At 69.3% G+C, this 12,721-nt stretch carries 14 protein-coding genes; 5 read left to right on the top strand and 9 right to left on the bottom strand.

Features of this window, described 5'->3' with window-relative positions:
* The first annotated feature begins 221 nt into the window (after positions 1-221).
* A complete protein-coding gene (locus tag LCY71_RS19985) occupies positions 222-674 on the top strand; it encodes a pyridoxamine 5'-phosphate oxidase family protein (RefSeq protein WP_225336326.1) in 453 nt (150 codons plus the stop codon).
* Positions 675-786: 112 nt separating this feature from the next.
* Entirely contained in the window at positions 787-1,659 is an 873-nt protein-coding gene (locus LCY71_RS19990; protein ID WP_225336327.1) for a universal stress protein, read from the top strand.
* A gap of 135 nt (positions 1,660-1,794) precedes the next feature.
* Here LCY71_RS19990 and LCY71_RS19995 read toward each other — a convergent pair whose 3' ends face one another.
* Both LCY71_RS19995 and LCY71_RS20000 read right to left on the bottom strand, forming a co-directional pair.
* A complete protein-coding gene (locus LCY71_RS19995) occupies positions 1,795-2,091 on the bottom strand; it encodes a hypothetical protein (RefSeq protein WP_225336328.1) in 297 nt (98 codons plus the stop codon).
* A gap of 15 nt (positions 2,092-2,106) precedes the next feature.
* The gene (locus LCY71_RS20000) at positions 2,107-2,631 is read right to left on the bottom strand and encodes a DoxX family membrane protein (RefSeq protein ID WP_225336329.1); all 525 of its coding nucleotides are present in this window, start codon (positions 2,629-2,631) and stop codon (positions 2,107-2,109) included.
* A gap of 301 nt (positions 2,632-2,932) precedes the next feature.
* Between LCY71_RS20000 and LCY71_RS20005 the strand changes: the two genes are divergently transcribed.
* Complete coding sequence (locus LCY71_RS20005; RefSeq protein WP_225336330.1) at positions 2,933-3,235, top strand: DUF7521 family protein; 303 nt, start codon at positions 2,933-2,935, stop codon at positions 3,233-3,235.
* A gap of 122 nt (positions 3,236-3,357) precedes the next feature.
* On the opposite strand, the gene LCY71_RS20010 is transcribed toward LCY71_RS20005, so the two are convergent.
* The 4 genes from LCY71_RS20010 to LCY71_RS20025 are packed head-to-tail and all read right to left on the bottom strand — an operon-like array spanning position 3,358 to position 6,846.
* Positions 3,358-3,675, bottom strand: a complete 318-nt coding sequence (locus LCY71_RS20010; RefSeq protein ID WP_225336331.1) for a ferredoxin family protein — start codon at positions 3,673-3,675, stop codon at positions 3,358-3,360.
* A complete protein-coding gene (locus tag LCY71_RS20015; RefSeq protein ID WP_225336332.1) occupies positions 3,672-5,054 on the bottom strand; it encodes an FAD-dependent oxidoreductase in 1,383 nt (460 codons plus the stop codon). The genes LCY71_RS20010 and LCY71_RS20015 overlap by 4 nt, the downstream gene beginning before the upstream one ends.
* On the bottom strand, positions 5,051-6,061 hold the full coding sequence (locus tag LCY71_RS20020) for an electron transfer flavoprotein subunit alpha/FixB family protein (RefSeq protein WP_225336333.1): 1,011 nt from the start codon (positions 6,059-6,061) through the stop codon (positions 5,051-5,053). Before LCY71_RS20020 ends, LCY71_RS20015 begins: the two co-directional genes overlap by 4 nt.
* On the bottom strand, positions 6,061-6,846 hold the full coding sequence (locus LCY71_RS20025; protein WP_225336334.1) for an electron transfer flavoprotein subunit beta/FixA family protein: 786 nt from the start codon (positions 6,844-6,846) through the stop codon (positions 6,061-6,063). The genes LCY71_RS20020 and LCY71_RS20025 overlap by 1 nt, the downstream gene beginning before the upstream one ends.
* Before the next feature lie 314 nt (positions 6,847-7,160).
* Between LCY71_RS20025 and LCY71_RS20030 the strand changes: the two genes are divergently transcribed.
* Complete coding sequence (locus LCY71_RS20030) at positions 7,161-7,793, top strand: universal stress protein (RefSeq protein ID WP_225336335.1); 633 nt, start codon at positions 7,161-7,163, stop codon at positions 7,791-7,793.
* A 107-nt stretch (positions 7,794-7,900) separates the two neighbouring features.
* Here the strand turns inward: LCY71_RS20030 and LCY71_RS20035 are convergent, their stop codons facing one another.
* Positions 7,901-8,218 carry a universal stress protein gene (locus tag LCY71_RS20035; protein WP_225336336.1) on the bottom strand — a complete coding sequence of 106 codons (318 nt, stop codon included), beginning with the start codon at positions 8,216-8,218 and terminating at the stop codon, positions 7,901-7,903.
* A gap of 111 nt (positions 8,219-8,329) precedes the next feature.
* On the opposite strand from LCY71_RS20035, the gene LCY71_RS20040 reads away from it, so the two are divergent.
* Positions 8,330-10,024, top strand: coding sequence for a methyl-accepting chemotaxis protein (locus LCY71_RS20040; protein WP_225336337.1), 1,695 nt, complete (start codon positions 8,330-8,332; stop codon positions 10,022-10,024).
* A 222-nt stretch (positions 10,025-10,246) separates the two neighbouring features.
* Here the strand turns inward: LCY71_RS20040 and LCY71_RS20045 are convergent, their stop codons facing one another.
* Together LCY71_RS20045 and LCY71_RS20050 are read right to left on the bottom strand one after the other, a co-directional pair.
* Positions 10,247-11,536, bottom strand: coding sequence for an MFS transporter (locus LCY71_RS20045; RefSeq protein WP_225336338.1), 1,290 nt, complete (start codon positions 11,534-11,536; stop codon positions 10,247-10,249).
* 3 nt (positions 11,537-11,539) lie between these two features.
* Positions 11,540-12,652 (bottom strand): MBL fold metallo-hydrolase, encoded by a 1,113-nt coding sequence (locus LCY71_RS20050; RefSeq protein WP_225336339.1) that lies wholly within the window; start codon positions 12,650-12,652, stop codon positions 11,540-11,542.
* Positions 12,653-12,721: the final 69 nt, after the last annotated feature.

The raw sequence follows: 12,721 nt of genomic DNA on the forward strand, positions 1-12,721 counted from the left end.
CGCGGGTGACTACGCCTTTCTCGATGGCGGTGAGAGACGAGAAGCGTCCGTCTATCTCGCTCGGCGGCTGAAACGTGCGCACGCTCTCCCGTATCGAAAGAGGGCGTAGAAAATCCCGGGGTCGCCCGCCGTTAGGAGGTATCGTGGGATAGAGTAGTTGGTCACCAGGTGGTGAACAGCGCCGCAGTACTTTCTTTGCTGCGCCACCGATCCGTGATACCATGTCGCGCGAGATCGGCACGGAACTCGACGACTACGAGACCGAGGAGTTCCTGCGGAACCGCGGGCTCGGAGTGCTGGGATTCGCGAGGGACGGACAGGCCTACACGATCCCCATCGCGTTCGCGTACGACGACTCCGACGGTCGCTGCGTCTTCCGGTTTCTCATGGGTGAGAACAGCCGGAAACGGGAGTTCGTCGCTGCGACTGACGTCGCCAGCCTCACGACCTACGAGTGGCGCAAGCGGGACGACTGGAAGAGCGTCGTGGTCAGGGGTCCGCTCCGCCGCGTCCCGGACGACGACCTCGCCGAGGCAGCGGCGCTGTTCTCCGACGTCGGCGAGGAAACGGCGCTGGAGGTCTTCAACAAGCCAATCTCGGAGTACGAGACGGTCTGGTACGAACTCGACGTGCGAGAGCTCACCGCTCGCGGTCAGTTCCCGGGAGTAAAGTGAACGAACGGTCGATCGCGGACCGGTTCGGACTGGCCCGGGCGACGTTCCTGCGATGTGAGAACGCACACCAGTCTTGACAGACCCCGCGAGCGTAGTGGCAGCTGGAGACAGCATGTACGATACCATTTTGGTGCCCACGGACGGCAGCGAACCGGCGACGGCGGCCGTCGAGTCGGCGCTGGCGCTCGCCGATCGATTCGACGCGTCGCTCCGGGCGATCAACGTGGTCGAGTTCGCGGACCTCTCGGACGAGGTCGCGGGCGAGACCAGCAGTCACGTCGCCGAACGCGCGACGCCGATCCTGGAGTCGATCACCGAACGGGCGGCCGACCGCGGGATTCCCGTATCGACGGAAATCGTGGAGACGACCGACGCCGTCCACCGGGCGATCGTCGACGACGCCGCCGACCACGACGCCGACCTGATCGTGATGGGGACTCACGGCCGGACCGGCCTGGATCGAATCGCGCTCGGTAGCGTCGCCGAACGGACACTGCGCGTCTCGCCCGTTCCCGTCGTCACCGTGTCGGAGGACGCGAGCGTTGATCCGGACCTCGACTCGGTGCTGGTGCCGACCGACGGGAGCGAGGGGGCGGACGCCGCGGCCGACCACGGGATCGCCCTCTGTGAAGCGACCGGTGCGGCGTTACACGTCGTCCACGTCGTCGACCTCACGCCCATCTGGGGGAGCGCCGAGAGCGCCGCGATCCTCGATGCGCTGGAGGAGTCCGGGCGGCGCGCCGTCGACGACGTGATCCGCCGCACCCAGGCGGCCGACCTGCGGTCCACCGAGGCGTCGGTGCTCAGCGGGACGCCGGCCCGGAGCATCGTCGACTACGCCGCCGATCACGACGTGGACCTGATCGTGATGGGGACCCACGGCCGGACCGGCCTGGATCGGTACCTGCTCGGCAGCGTCGCCGAGCACGTCGTTCGTCTGGCGGACCGGCCGGTACTGACGCTCTCCCCGTCGAGCGAGGACTGACCGCGTCGCGTCGCTCGTCGGTTCCCGTCGATCGGTCGATGCGCTACAGAAGGGACGGTGAGGGAGTCGAACGGGTCGCGATCCGCTCGCTGTCGCGGGGCGGCAGTGCCCTGCGACTCGGCCGCTCTACTCCGTTCAGCTGTGCGTGACCGCGGGCGTCTCCTGCTCCTCGCCCTCGAAGTAGGGCGTGGCGAGCCGGTAGAGCCCGTACAGCGTCAGCACGAGCAGCCCGGCGATCACCAGCCCGGTCCGGAGGTTCGGATCGACCAGCGGCGTGGCGATGACCTCGCCGGCGTCGTTGGTCTGTGGCGCGGCCCCGTACGGCGGGCCGGCCAGGATCTCGACGATCCCGAACCCGACGACGCCCAGCAGGAACAGGGCGCCGCTCAGGCCCATGGCGATGCGATCGATGACGGTGGCGTTGTGTTCCATTGTTTGTCACCTCGGTCAGCCCAGCAGGTACCGCAGCCGCGGACGCTGTTTCACGAACTCCGTCTTCTCGACGATGGCGTCGAGGCCGTAGTAGCGGCCGGTCGCCAGCACGATCATGGTCACGAACAGCAGCAGCCCCATCAGGTCGCTGTTGACCAGGCCGTGACCGAATCCGGCGTTCCCGACCCAGAACAGGGTCATGAAGAAGACGCCGAACGCGGAGGCCAGCCTGACCAGGACGCCCAGCATCAGGCCGAGCCCGATGAGGGTCTCGCCCAGCGGGACCAGCGCCTGGATCGCCCAGCCCAGGTTCTCGCCCATCCACACCGGGATGGGGCCCAGCGCCGTGCCCGTCATCTCCTGGAGGTACATCGGCCCGTAGCTGTACGCCAGCCCGTCCTCGATGAGCTTCGTCACGCCGGCGTGGAAGAACCACCAGCCGGTGATCACGCGCAACGTCGCCAGCCAGTAGGCCGCCCAGGCCCCGCCCAGCTCGACTTCGAAGTCTTCCGCCAGGGGGTTAACCGCTTGGTAGGACATCTGTGTCACCTCACATGTACGCGTAGCCCCTGAAGGGGGATATAACTGGGAGCGCGTTCCCGCGGCCTGAGGACGAGTCCACGCTACCGACCGAGCATCCCTCATTATCGTTCAATGATGGTTCCGATAACGGCGGCCTCAGACGCTCTCTGCCCGGTCTGATGCGACGCTTTCCGTGATAGACGTTCTCACCACCCGGGAACGGTGTCGCCGGTTGAAGGTATCTCGCACGGTAGTTACAGATAGATGCACCAGCAACGCCCAGCCAGCAAAGCAACGCCGCGGAAGTGACCCCACCACAATGATACCGAACGTGACCGCGACGGTCCTGGTGATCGTCGTCGTGATCAGCACCGTCCTCGTCGGCGGATGCATCGCGTACCTTGCACACCGGGCCGCCCGTCGATCCGAATCCAGCCCGATGTACCTGTTCAGCTACGGGTTCGGCGTCCTGACGGTCGGCGTGGCCCTCAGCGGCCTCCTCGTTGTCCTGTTCCGGCTGGACGCGAAGGAGGGGCTGCTGATACACGGCGTCTTCGTCCTCGTCGGCTTCGGCCTGCTGTTGCGGTCCCTCTACATGCGCGTCCCGCGGACCCACGCGTGACGGACGTCGTCCCCGACGGCGTGGAGGGATCGCGGCAGGCGGTTTCCGGTCGCCCTCGATCGCGGGAGGCATCGTATCGCAGCGGCGGTTCGATCGGGGAGACACGGAGAAGTGAGACCGAGCTACCCCTGTTTGTAGGTCACGCCGCTGCCGCGCTCGGGGTACTCCCACTCGACGTTGCCGTGCGGGCAGGCCCACCGGCAGCTCCCGCACTCCAGGCAGTTCTCGTAGGCGATGGTCGGCACGCCGCCGTCGCCGTCGGCCTCCCAGACGCCGGCCGGACAGACCGACGCGCAGTCGTAGGTCACGCACTTCTCAGCGCAGATCCCCGGGATCGTCACGTCCAGGTGCGACTCGCCGGAGTCCGTGTACTTGACCGTGTAGAGGCGATCTTCGAGCGATTCGTTCTCGACCGTCGGAACGCCGGGTTCGGTGCTCATGAGACGATCTTCCTGTATCTGAGCGCGAGTTTCGCGACGCCTCGCCAGCCGCCGACGGCCTCGAGGAGTCGCTGCTTCGCCGCGCTGGCGTGCGATGCCTTCGGCTCCCGGTCCATCCGGAAGTACTCCGCGCCCGCGTCCGCGACCGCCCGCGGCAGTTCCTCGAACAGCAGGTCCTGATCCTCGCGCGCGGCCTCCATCAGCCAGTCGTACCGCTCGAGGTTCCGGACGACGAACGAGTCCGCGAGCGCGTCCGGGTACGCGGTCAGCGCGGTGCGGTCGACGTGACCGGCCGACACCGCGTCGGCGACCGCCTGACCGGCGTAGTAGCCGCTCTCGACGGCCATGTTCGTGCCCTCGAGGTGGATGCCGTTGTTGAGCACGAGACCGGCGGCGTCGCCGACGATCAGCGCGCCGTCGTGGACGAGGTCCGGGACCGACTCGACGCCGCCCTCGGGGATGGTCTTGGCGGTGTACTCGACCGTCCGCGCGTCCCGGAGCAGGGGTGCGACCGCCGGGTGGGACTTGAACGCGTCGAGCGTCCCCGCCGGGTCGGGCTGGGCGGTCGCGGCGTCCGAGAGCCGGTAGGCCAGCCCGACGCTAACGGTGTCGTCGTTCGTGTAGACGAAGCCGCCCCCGAACGCGTCGCCGACCGCGCCGGTGCCGAAGTAGTGGTAGGAGACGCCGGCGTCCCCGTCCAGGCGGAACCGGTCCTCGACGACGCCGTCGCGCTCGGGGAACTCCAGCACCTCCTTGACGCCGACGGCGACGTGCTCGCGCCGCTCCGTCCGCTTCAGGTCGGCGCCCTCGCTCACCAGCGAGTTGCCGCCCTCCGCGAGGACGACCATCGGCGCGCGGAGCGCGCCGTCGGGCCGGTCGGTCTCGACGCCGACGATCCGTCCGCCGTCGCGGATCAGCCCGGTGACCGTCGTCTCGGTCACCAGCGTCGCGCCGGCCTCGGCGGCCTGCGCGGCGAACCACTCGTCGAAGTCGCCCCGCAGGACGGTGTAGGAGTCGTTGTGCGGCGGGTCGTGCCAGTCGCCGGGCCGCATCGAGACGGCCGTCTCGTCGTCCTCGGTCAGCATCGCGAAGCGCTTCTCGGCGACGTACCGCTCCAGCGGGGCGTCGTCGAGGTCGGCCAGTTCGCGGATCGTCGGGGTGTACAGCACGCCGCCGAAGACGTTCTTCGCGCCCGGGTACGAGCCGCGCTCGATCACCAGGACGTCCAGGTCTCTCTGGGCCATCGTCAGCGCGGCCGCGCTCCCGGCCAGCCCGGCCCCGACGACGATCGCGTCGAACTCGCCGTCGTAGTCCGGGGTGGCCAGTCGCCGCGTCCCGGGCATCTCTTCGTCCGTTCGCTCGTGTGCGTCGTCGGTCATGCGATCACCTCCGGTTCGAACTCCCCGTCGCGGAGCTGCTCGGCAAGGGTGGGGCACGCCTCGAAGAGGTCAGCCACGATCCCGTAGTCGGCATGGTCGAAGATTGGCGCGTTCGGATCGCTGTTGATGGCGACGACGACCTCGCTGTCGTCCATCCCCTCGACGTGCTGGACGGCACCGCTGATGCCGACGGCCACGTACAGCTCCGGTCGCACGGTCTTGCCGGTCTGGCCGACCTGGCGAGCGCCGTCGATCCAGCCCTCGTCGACAGCGGCGCGGCTGGCGGCCAGTTCGGCGTCCAGCGCGTCCGCCAGTTCCTCGATCGGTTCGAGGTCGCCGTCGCAGCCGGCCCCGGCCGCGACGATCCGGTCGGCGTCCGTGATGTCCGCGGTGTCGCCGGTCTCCCGTTCCAGCACCTCCGAGACGGTGTCCGACTCCTCGACGACGACCTCGACGGGTTCGACCTCGCCCGATCGATCGGGCTCCGGCTCGGACGCCTCGAAGACGCCGGGTCGGACCGTCGCCATCTGTGGCCGGTGCTCCTCGCAGATGATCGACGCGAGCACGTTCCCGCCGAAGGCCGGCCGGCGGGCCTGAAGCAGGCCGTCCTCGTCGACGTCGAGCTCCGTGACGTCGGCCGTGAGGCCGGCGTGTGCCGGCACCGCGACGCGTCCGGCGAAGTCCCGGCCGGTGTGAGTCCCGCCGATGAGGACGATCGAGGGCTTGCGGTCCTCGACCAGGCGGCGGAACTGCTCGCCGTAGGGGTCCGCGCGATAGGGCTCGAAGACCGGATCGTCGGCGACCAGCGCGCGGTCCGCGCCCCGCGAGACGGCCGCCTCGGCGACGCCGTCGACGCCCTCGCCGATCACGACCGCGACGAGGTCATCGCCGATGGCGTCGGCCAGTTCGCGGCCCTCGGCCAGCAGCTCCCACGAGACGCCCGCGACGTCGCCGGCGTGCTCCTCGACGAACACCCAGACGTCGTCGTACTCGTCGACGTCGACCATCAGACCACCCCCTCCTCGTCGAGCGCGGCGAGCAGCTCACCGGGCGAGTCGACGACCGCCTGCGCCCGCTCGACCGGGTCGACCGTCTCCATCCCGCCGACGGCGGTCGGCGAGACGGCGAGACCGACCTCGTCTTCGACGCCGAGGTCGGCCGCGGACCACGTCGGCGGCTCGAACTCGTTCTCCGCGAACAGCTTCCGGTGGAGCCCCGCCGGCCGAGGCTCGTTCTCGCCGTACGCCACCGCGACGACGACGGGCGGGTCGGCCGCGACGCGCTCGTGGCCGCCCTCGACGTCCCGCCGGGCGATCACTCGCTCGTCGTCGGAGTCGACCTCGAGGTCCTCGACGTAGGTGAGCTGCGCCCATCCGTTGTGCGCGGCGATTCCCGGCGGGACCTGTCCCGTCGAGGAGTCGGTCGTCTCCTCGCCGCAGACGACCACGTCCGCGTCCAGTTCCTCGGCGGCCCTGGCGAGCGCCAGGCTCGTCGGCCACGTGTCGCTGCCGCCGAACGCGCGATCGGAGAGCAACACGGCGTCGTCGCAGCCGACCGCGACCGCCTCCTTCAGGACCGCCGTCGCCGTCGGCGGGCCCATCGAGACCGCCGTCACACGCGCGTCGACCTCGTCTCGGATCCACAGCGCCGCCTCGATTGCGTTCCTGTCCGGTCTGTTGAGCACGGCCGGCGCGCTGGAACGGTCCAGCCGGCCCGTGTCCGGATCGATAGTGACCTCGTCGTCGTCCGGCACCTGCTTGACGCAGACGACGACGTTCCACGGCTCAGTCATGTCTCTGGGCCTCCCATACCCGACCTCGTTTCTCGATCGACCTCAAAGGTGACCCACGTTCCCACACTGCAGGAACTGATCCCGGGGGACGCGACGCTCGAACGGACCACCCCATACTGACGGGAATATTATCATTGGTGAGGCGTGCTCTCTGTTTCCCCCATCTACGGCCCACTCAACTGGACACGGCGGCCATCGAGAAGTAATATGGTTTCTTACCTGTTCGACAGCTTACCGAATGTCCGCCCGCCGCCGCTCCCAGTCGGCGAGAACGCGGTCGCTAGTACTTGCCCGCTCGTCCCGTCAATTCGACTATGTACGACCGGATACTGGTACCCACGGACGGCAGCACCGGCACGGCGAGCGTCGCGCTACGGGCGGCCGACCTCGCCGAGCAGTACGGCGCCACCGTGTACGTCCTCCACGTGATCGACGAGGACGCGCGGTCGCTCGTCTCCGAGGTCGCGCGGGCGACGTCACGGCTGGTGGAGCACGGCGAAGAGGCGGTCAACCGAGTCGCCGCGCTCGCGGAGGCCCACGATGTGGCCGTCGAGACGGAGATCCGGGAGGGTCACCCCGCGGAGACCATCGTCGAGTACGCCGAGGAGATCGGCGCGGACCTCGTCGTGGCCGGGACGCACGGCCGCTCTGGCGTCGAGCGCCGGGTGATCGGGAGCGTCGCCGAGCGACTCGTCCGGCACGCCACCGTCCCTGTGCTGACCGTCCACCTCCCCGAGACGGACGTGACCGTCGGCGACGAGGCCGACGCGGTAGCGCTGGCCCGATCGGCGCTGATCGAGCGCGGGTACGGGGACGTCGCGATCGACGGCACGGATCGTCAGCCCAGCGTCTGGGTCGTCGAGGCGACGGCGGACGACGACTCGATGCTGGTCTACGTCGACCCCGTCACGCAGCGGGCCAGCCCGATCCAGCGGGCGGCGGACTGATACTGCCGGCTGTCAGTCCGTAAAGACACTCGCCACTACGGGGTGGCGAGTGCTTTCGAAATGTTACAGCCGACAGTATGAACCGGAGCGCCGCTCCTGCCCGGCGCTCACTCCCCCGACCCGCCGGTGACGACCACGGGACGGTCCGTGTTCCGGACGACCGACTGGGTGACGCTGCTGAAGAGGCTCTGCTCGATGGGCGAGCGCTTCCGGCCGCCCATGACGATGCTGTCGACGTCCCGCTCCTCCGCGACCGTCAGGATCCGCTCGGCCGCGTCCGCGCTCCCCTCGATCACCTCTGTGGAGACGCCCCGGTCGTCGAGGTAGTCCACCGCTCGCCTGACGGCGGTGATCCTGGTCGGATCGCCCGCGAACTCCGCGATTTCCTCGGGGACGTCGGCGTCCCGCGCGCTCCTGTCGAACACGAATAGGACGACCGTCTCGATCGCCTCCCCCTCCGTTCGGCCCGAACTTTATCAATATCTGAAAACGGGGGGATCAGTTGAAGGGAATCTCCCGAAAAGCGACGGTCACTGATGCACGTAGCCGAGTGGTACAAATCGCAGTTCCGTCGGTCGCTGAGCCGCCTCGGCGTCGACGGCTCCGTCGAGCGGAAGGTGTACGCCGCCGTGGGGATCCAGTTCGCCGTCTCGATCGCCCAGGCGGGCGTCGCGTTCGTGGTCGACGGCGCGGCGCAGGCGGTCCTGGCGGGGGCGCTGCTGCTGGGTGCCGCCGTCGCCTTCGTCAACACGGTGATCGTCACCCGCGAGGACCTGGTCGAGCCCATCACGGCGCTGGCCGACCGGGCCGACCGCATCGCGTCGGGCGCAGTGGACGTCGACGCGCCCGAGACCGACCAGCGCGACGAGGTCGGAGCGCTCGTCGACTCCTTTGGAGCGATGCAGTCCCACGTCGAGACCGTCTCCCGGCAGGCCGACGCGCTCGCCCGGCAGGAGTTCGACGCGGACGTGCTCGACGAGCCGGTGCCGGGCGCGTTCGGCGAGTCGCTCGACCGGATGGCCGCCAACCTGGAGGAGTACACGGTCGAGCTTCGGGAGACGACCGACCGCCTCGAGACGCGCTCACGCCGGCTCCGCGAGCTGGTCGAGGCGTTCGGCGACGCCGCCGAGCGCGCCAGACGCAGGGACCTCACCGCGACCGTCGACGTCGAGTTCGACGCCGACGACGAACTGTTCGAGTCGGTCGTCGAGGACTACAACGAGCTCCTGGGGACGCTCTCGGAGACCGTCGGCGAGGTGACCGACTTCGCCGCGGCCGTCGCGGAGTCCACCGATCGGCTCGACGAGAGCATGCGGGAGGTCGATCGTGCGAGCGGCGAGATCGCTCGATCCGTCCAGGAGATCTCCGCCGGCACCAGCCAGCAGAGCGACCGTCACGACGACGTCGCCGGCGACACGAACACCCTCTCGGCGACCGTCGAGGAGATCGCCGCCACGGCCGACGACGCGGCCGAGACGGCGGAGACGGCAGCGGAGCGGGGTCGCGCCGGCCGCGAGGAGGCGATCGAGGCCATCGACGAACTCGACGACTTCGAGGAGCGCGTCGACCGGACGGCCGACGCGGTCACCGGGCTCGTCGACCGGATCGGCGAGATCGACGAGATCGTCGACCTCATCGGCGACATCGCAGAGCAGACGAACATGCTGGCGCTGAACGCTTCCATCGAGGCCGCTCGCGCCGACGGCGACAGCGACGGGTTCGCCGTCGTCGCCGACGAGGTCAAGGGCCTCGCCGAGGAGACGAGGGCCGCCGCCGAGGAGGTCTCCGACCTCGTCGAAGCCGTGCAGGCCGACGCGCGGCGGACGGCCGAGGACGTCCGGGAGATGAACGACTCCGTCACCGAGTCGACGGCGACTATCGAGTCGGCGCTGCGGGACTTCGAGGACATCGTCGACGACATCGGCGAGGTCGACGACGCCGTGCGGGAGATCTCCGAGGCCACGGCGGACCAGGCCGAGACGACCCAGCGAGTCGCGACGGCGCTCGACGAGCTCGCGGCGGTCAGCGACCGGACCGAAGAAGAGGCTGCCAACGCCGCGAGCGCCACGGAGGAGCAGACGGCGACCGTCGCCGACGTGACCGACGACGTCGGAGACGTCGCCGAGCGGACCGACGAGCTCCTGGAGCGGCTCGCCGCCTTCGAGCTTCAGGGGCGCGACCCGGCGACGGGCGGGGCGAAGGAGATGCAGTCGCCGGCCGGCAGGAACTGACCGGCGCGACCCGCGGCACCAGCCGGCGTAAGGGAACGCCACCGTCGGCGGGGTCGGTAAGCTGTCGGCGAACGGGCTGGGGCCGGCCACGAGTGCCCGACCGCGGTCCCGCTGACGGTCCGCAGTCCGGACTCGTCGCCGACCGCGTCCGGCAGTGCTTCGCAGGGGCGGTCGTCGCGGGCCGCCGGGAAGTGGACCGTCCGCTCCTGGACCTGCTCGGCGTCATCCGTCGCCCGCAGCTCGCGTCGGCGATTCCGCCGCGGGCGCCGGCGGTTCGTGCGTGCCGAAGTCGGGATGGGTTTCTTCCATCCAGACGTACACGACGGCCCCGGAGAGGAACATCAGGACCGCAGTCATGTAGAACGCGGCCTCGGCGCTCACGAACTCCATCGAGAGCCCGATCAGGATCGCACCGACCGCGTAGCCCGAGTCGCGCCACATCCGGTAGACCCCCATGCCTGCCGACCGCCAGGTCGGATGGGCAGCGTCGCTCGGCACGGTCATGAGGTTCGGATACAGCAGCGCCATCCCGAGCCCGGAGGCGGCGGCCAGGGCGGCCCACGGGAGATACCCCTCAACGAGGACCATTCCGAGGACGCCCCCGCCGGCCAGGAACATCCCGGCGACGACCGGCGGGCGTCGGCCGATGCGGTCCGCGAGGCCGCCGGTGCCGATCTGGGAGAAGTACATCGCGCTGTGGACGCCGACGACGAGACCCACGGCGTCGATGCCGAGCCCCTGGCTCGTCAGGTACAGCGGCACGGCGATCCAGAACAGCGTGTCCACGAAGTTCTCGACGTGGCCGGCCTGCGCCGCCGCGAACAGGGTTCTGTCGCCGTAGGTGGCCCGCTTCACTACCTCTTTGAAGGGAAGGTTCGCGTCGTGATCGTCGTCGTCACCCTCGGCCTGCGCGTACTGGACGGTCTCCTTGATCAGGAAGATCGAGACGAGGAACGCCAGCACGACGACCACCGCGAGGAAGTAAAACGGCTCGGGACGGAGATTCGTCCGCGCCGCGATGACCCCCGTGATCCAGGCGCCGGCGGCGAGGCCGGTGTAACCGAACGACTCGTCGATGCCGACCGCGAGACCGCGCTGGTCGGGCCCGGCGAGGTCGATCTTCGCGTTGATCGCCATGCTCCACGTGAGCGCCTGGTTGACGCCCAGGAGGACGTTCCCGACGGTGATCCAGCCCCAGCTGGGGGCGAAGATGAGGATGATCGGGAGAGGCAGCGCCGTCGCCCATCCGGCGACGAGTACCGGCTTGCGGCCGTACTCCTCGCCCCACTTGCCCGCGTAGAGGTTGAGGATCGACTTCACGATTCCGAACGAAACGACGAACGAACCGATGACCAGGAACGACTCGACGCCGAGCACGTCCTCGCCCAGAACGGGGACGACGGCCCGTTCGGACCCGATCGTCAGCCCCGTCGCAAACACCAGCAGGACGTGCAGCGAGAACTGTCCGATGTGCTCGCGGATGCCCTGTTTCAGGTCAGTTGCCTCGCTCATCGGTCACTCGGCGGCGCAGTTGTTCGGACCCAGCTCGAGGTCGCCCAGTTCGTCCGCGGGGACCGATTCTCGCCCGACGTTGACCTGCTTGACGCGCTCGAAGTTCGGCGGGTGGTCCGGGATATCCGACGCGAGCGTTTCGACGAACGCCTCGCGGTCCCGCTGCAGGTCCTCGTTCCGCTCTGTGACCTCGCCGAGCGTCGCGGTCACCGGCGGCTCTGGCGATCCGGGGTCGTGTGCCGGGAGGACGACTGCGTCGCTCGGGCGCTCCAGCAGGCGCTGGAGGCTCTCGTAGAGCGTGGCGGCGTTGGCCGCGACGTCGGAGTCTTCGATCCCAGCCTCGACGCCGAGTTCGACCCGGCCGACGCTGTCGTGGAAGAGGGTGTCGCCGGTGAGCAGCGCCGCCCCCTCGACGTCGAACGAGACGCTGCCCTCGCTGTGGCCGGGCGTATGGATCACCTCGACGTCGACGTCCCCGACGGTGATCGTCTCGCCGTCTTCGAGGGGCGCGGCGTCGACGGCGAGCGCGTCCGCGGGGTGCAGAGAGTAGGGGACGTCGTGCCGGGACGCGAGTTCTCGGCCGCCGGACACGTGGTCGGCGTGGGCATGCGAGTCGAAGACGGCGACCAGTTCGGCGCCGCGGTCGTCGACGATCGCCTCGTACTCCTCGACGTAGCTGGACGGGTCGAACACGGCCGCCTGCCCGTCCGAGAGCAGGACGTGCGAGAGGCAGCCCTTCCCCGGGCGAGCGACCTGGATCAACTCCCCGTCGAGGTCGACGGGGACGGCGGCGTGTCGGTGGACGCGGCTCCAGCCGTTCATCCCGTCCACCAGCGTCGCGGCGTCGTACCCCATCTCCTCGAGTACGTCCGTCGCGGTCTGGGAGACGACGCCCGCCGCACAGACGGTGACGACCTCCCTGTCTTCCGGGAGGTCCGAGAGGGATTCTTTCGCGGCCGCCGGGTCGTCGACCAACTGATCGTAGACGTCGACGTTCGTACTGTCCGGAACGTGCCAGTCCTCGTACTCCTCGCGGTGGCGGACGTCCAGGACGAGCACGTCCTCTCCGTCCCCCTGCAATCGCCTTCCCAGTTCCGCCGGTTCGATTTCCGCCATCGTACCCTCCCGTATGACGGGCGTTTGAATAGGGGTGGTGCCGGACATGACCGGCACCGTTAATTTCGA

It is taken from the genome of Halomicrobium urmianum, assembly GCF_020217425.1.
Lineage (GTDB): Archaea > Halobacteriota > Halobacteria > Halobacteriales > Haloarculaceae > Halomicrobium > Halomicrobium urmianum.

What these genes read in the sequence shown, in the direction of transcription:
- LCY71_RS19985 (WP_225336326.1), top strand. Translation starts at nt 222, where the DNA reads ATGTCGCGCGAGATCGGCACGGAACTCGACGACTACGAGACCGAGGAG.
- LCY71_RS19990 (WP_225336327.1), top strand. Translation starts at nt 787, where the DNA reads ATGTACGATACCATTTTGGTGCCCACGGACGGCAGCGAACCGGCGACG.
- LCY71_RS19995 (WP_225336328.1), bottom strand. Translation starts at nt 2,091, where the DNA reads ATGGAACACAACGCCACCGTCATCGATCGCATCGCCATGGGCCTGAGC.
- LCY71_RS20000 (WP_225336329.1), bottom strand. Translation starts at nt 2,631, where the DNA reads ATGTCCTACCAAGCGGTTAACCCCCTGGCGGAAGACTTCGAAGTCGAG.
- LCY71_RS20005 (WP_225336330.1), top strand. Translation starts at nt 2,933, where the DNA reads ATGATACCGAACGTGACCGCGACGGTCCTGGTGATCGTCGTCGTGATC.
- LCY71_RS20010 (WP_225336331.1), bottom strand. Translation starts at nt 3,675, where the DNA reads ATGAGCACCGAACCCGGCGTTCCGACGGTCGAGAACGAATCGCTCGAA.
- LCY71_RS20015 (WP_225336332.1), bottom strand. Translation starts at nt 5,054, where the DNA reads ATGACCGACGACGCACACGAGCGAACGGACGAAGAGATGCCCGGGACG.
- LCY71_RS20020 (WP_225336333.1), bottom strand. Translation starts at nt 6,061, where the DNA reads ATGGTCGACGTCGACGAGTACGACGACGTCTGGGTGTTCGTCGAGGAG.
- LCY71_RS20025 (WP_225336334.1), bottom strand. Translation starts at nt 6,846, where the DNA reads ATGACTGAGCCGTGGAACGTCGTCGTCTGCGTCAAGCAGGTGCCGGAC.
- LCY71_RS20030 (WP_225336335.1), top strand. Translation starts at nt 7,161, where the DNA reads ATGTACGACCGGATACTGGTACCCACGGACGGCAGCACCGGCACGGCG.
- LCY71_RS20040 (WP_225336337.1), top strand. Translation starts at nt 8,330, where the DNA reads ATGCACGTAGCCGAGTGGTACAAATCGCAGTTCCGTCGGTCGCTGAGC.
- LCY71_RS20045 (WP_225336338.1), bottom strand. Translation starts at nt 11,536, where the DNA reads ATGAGCGAGGCAACTGACCTGAAACAGGGCATCCGCGAGCACATCGGA.
- LCY71_RS20050 (WP_225336339.1), bottom strand. Translation starts at nt 12,652, where the DNA reads ATGGCGGAAATCGAACCGGCGGAACTGGGAAGGCGATTGCAGGGGGAC.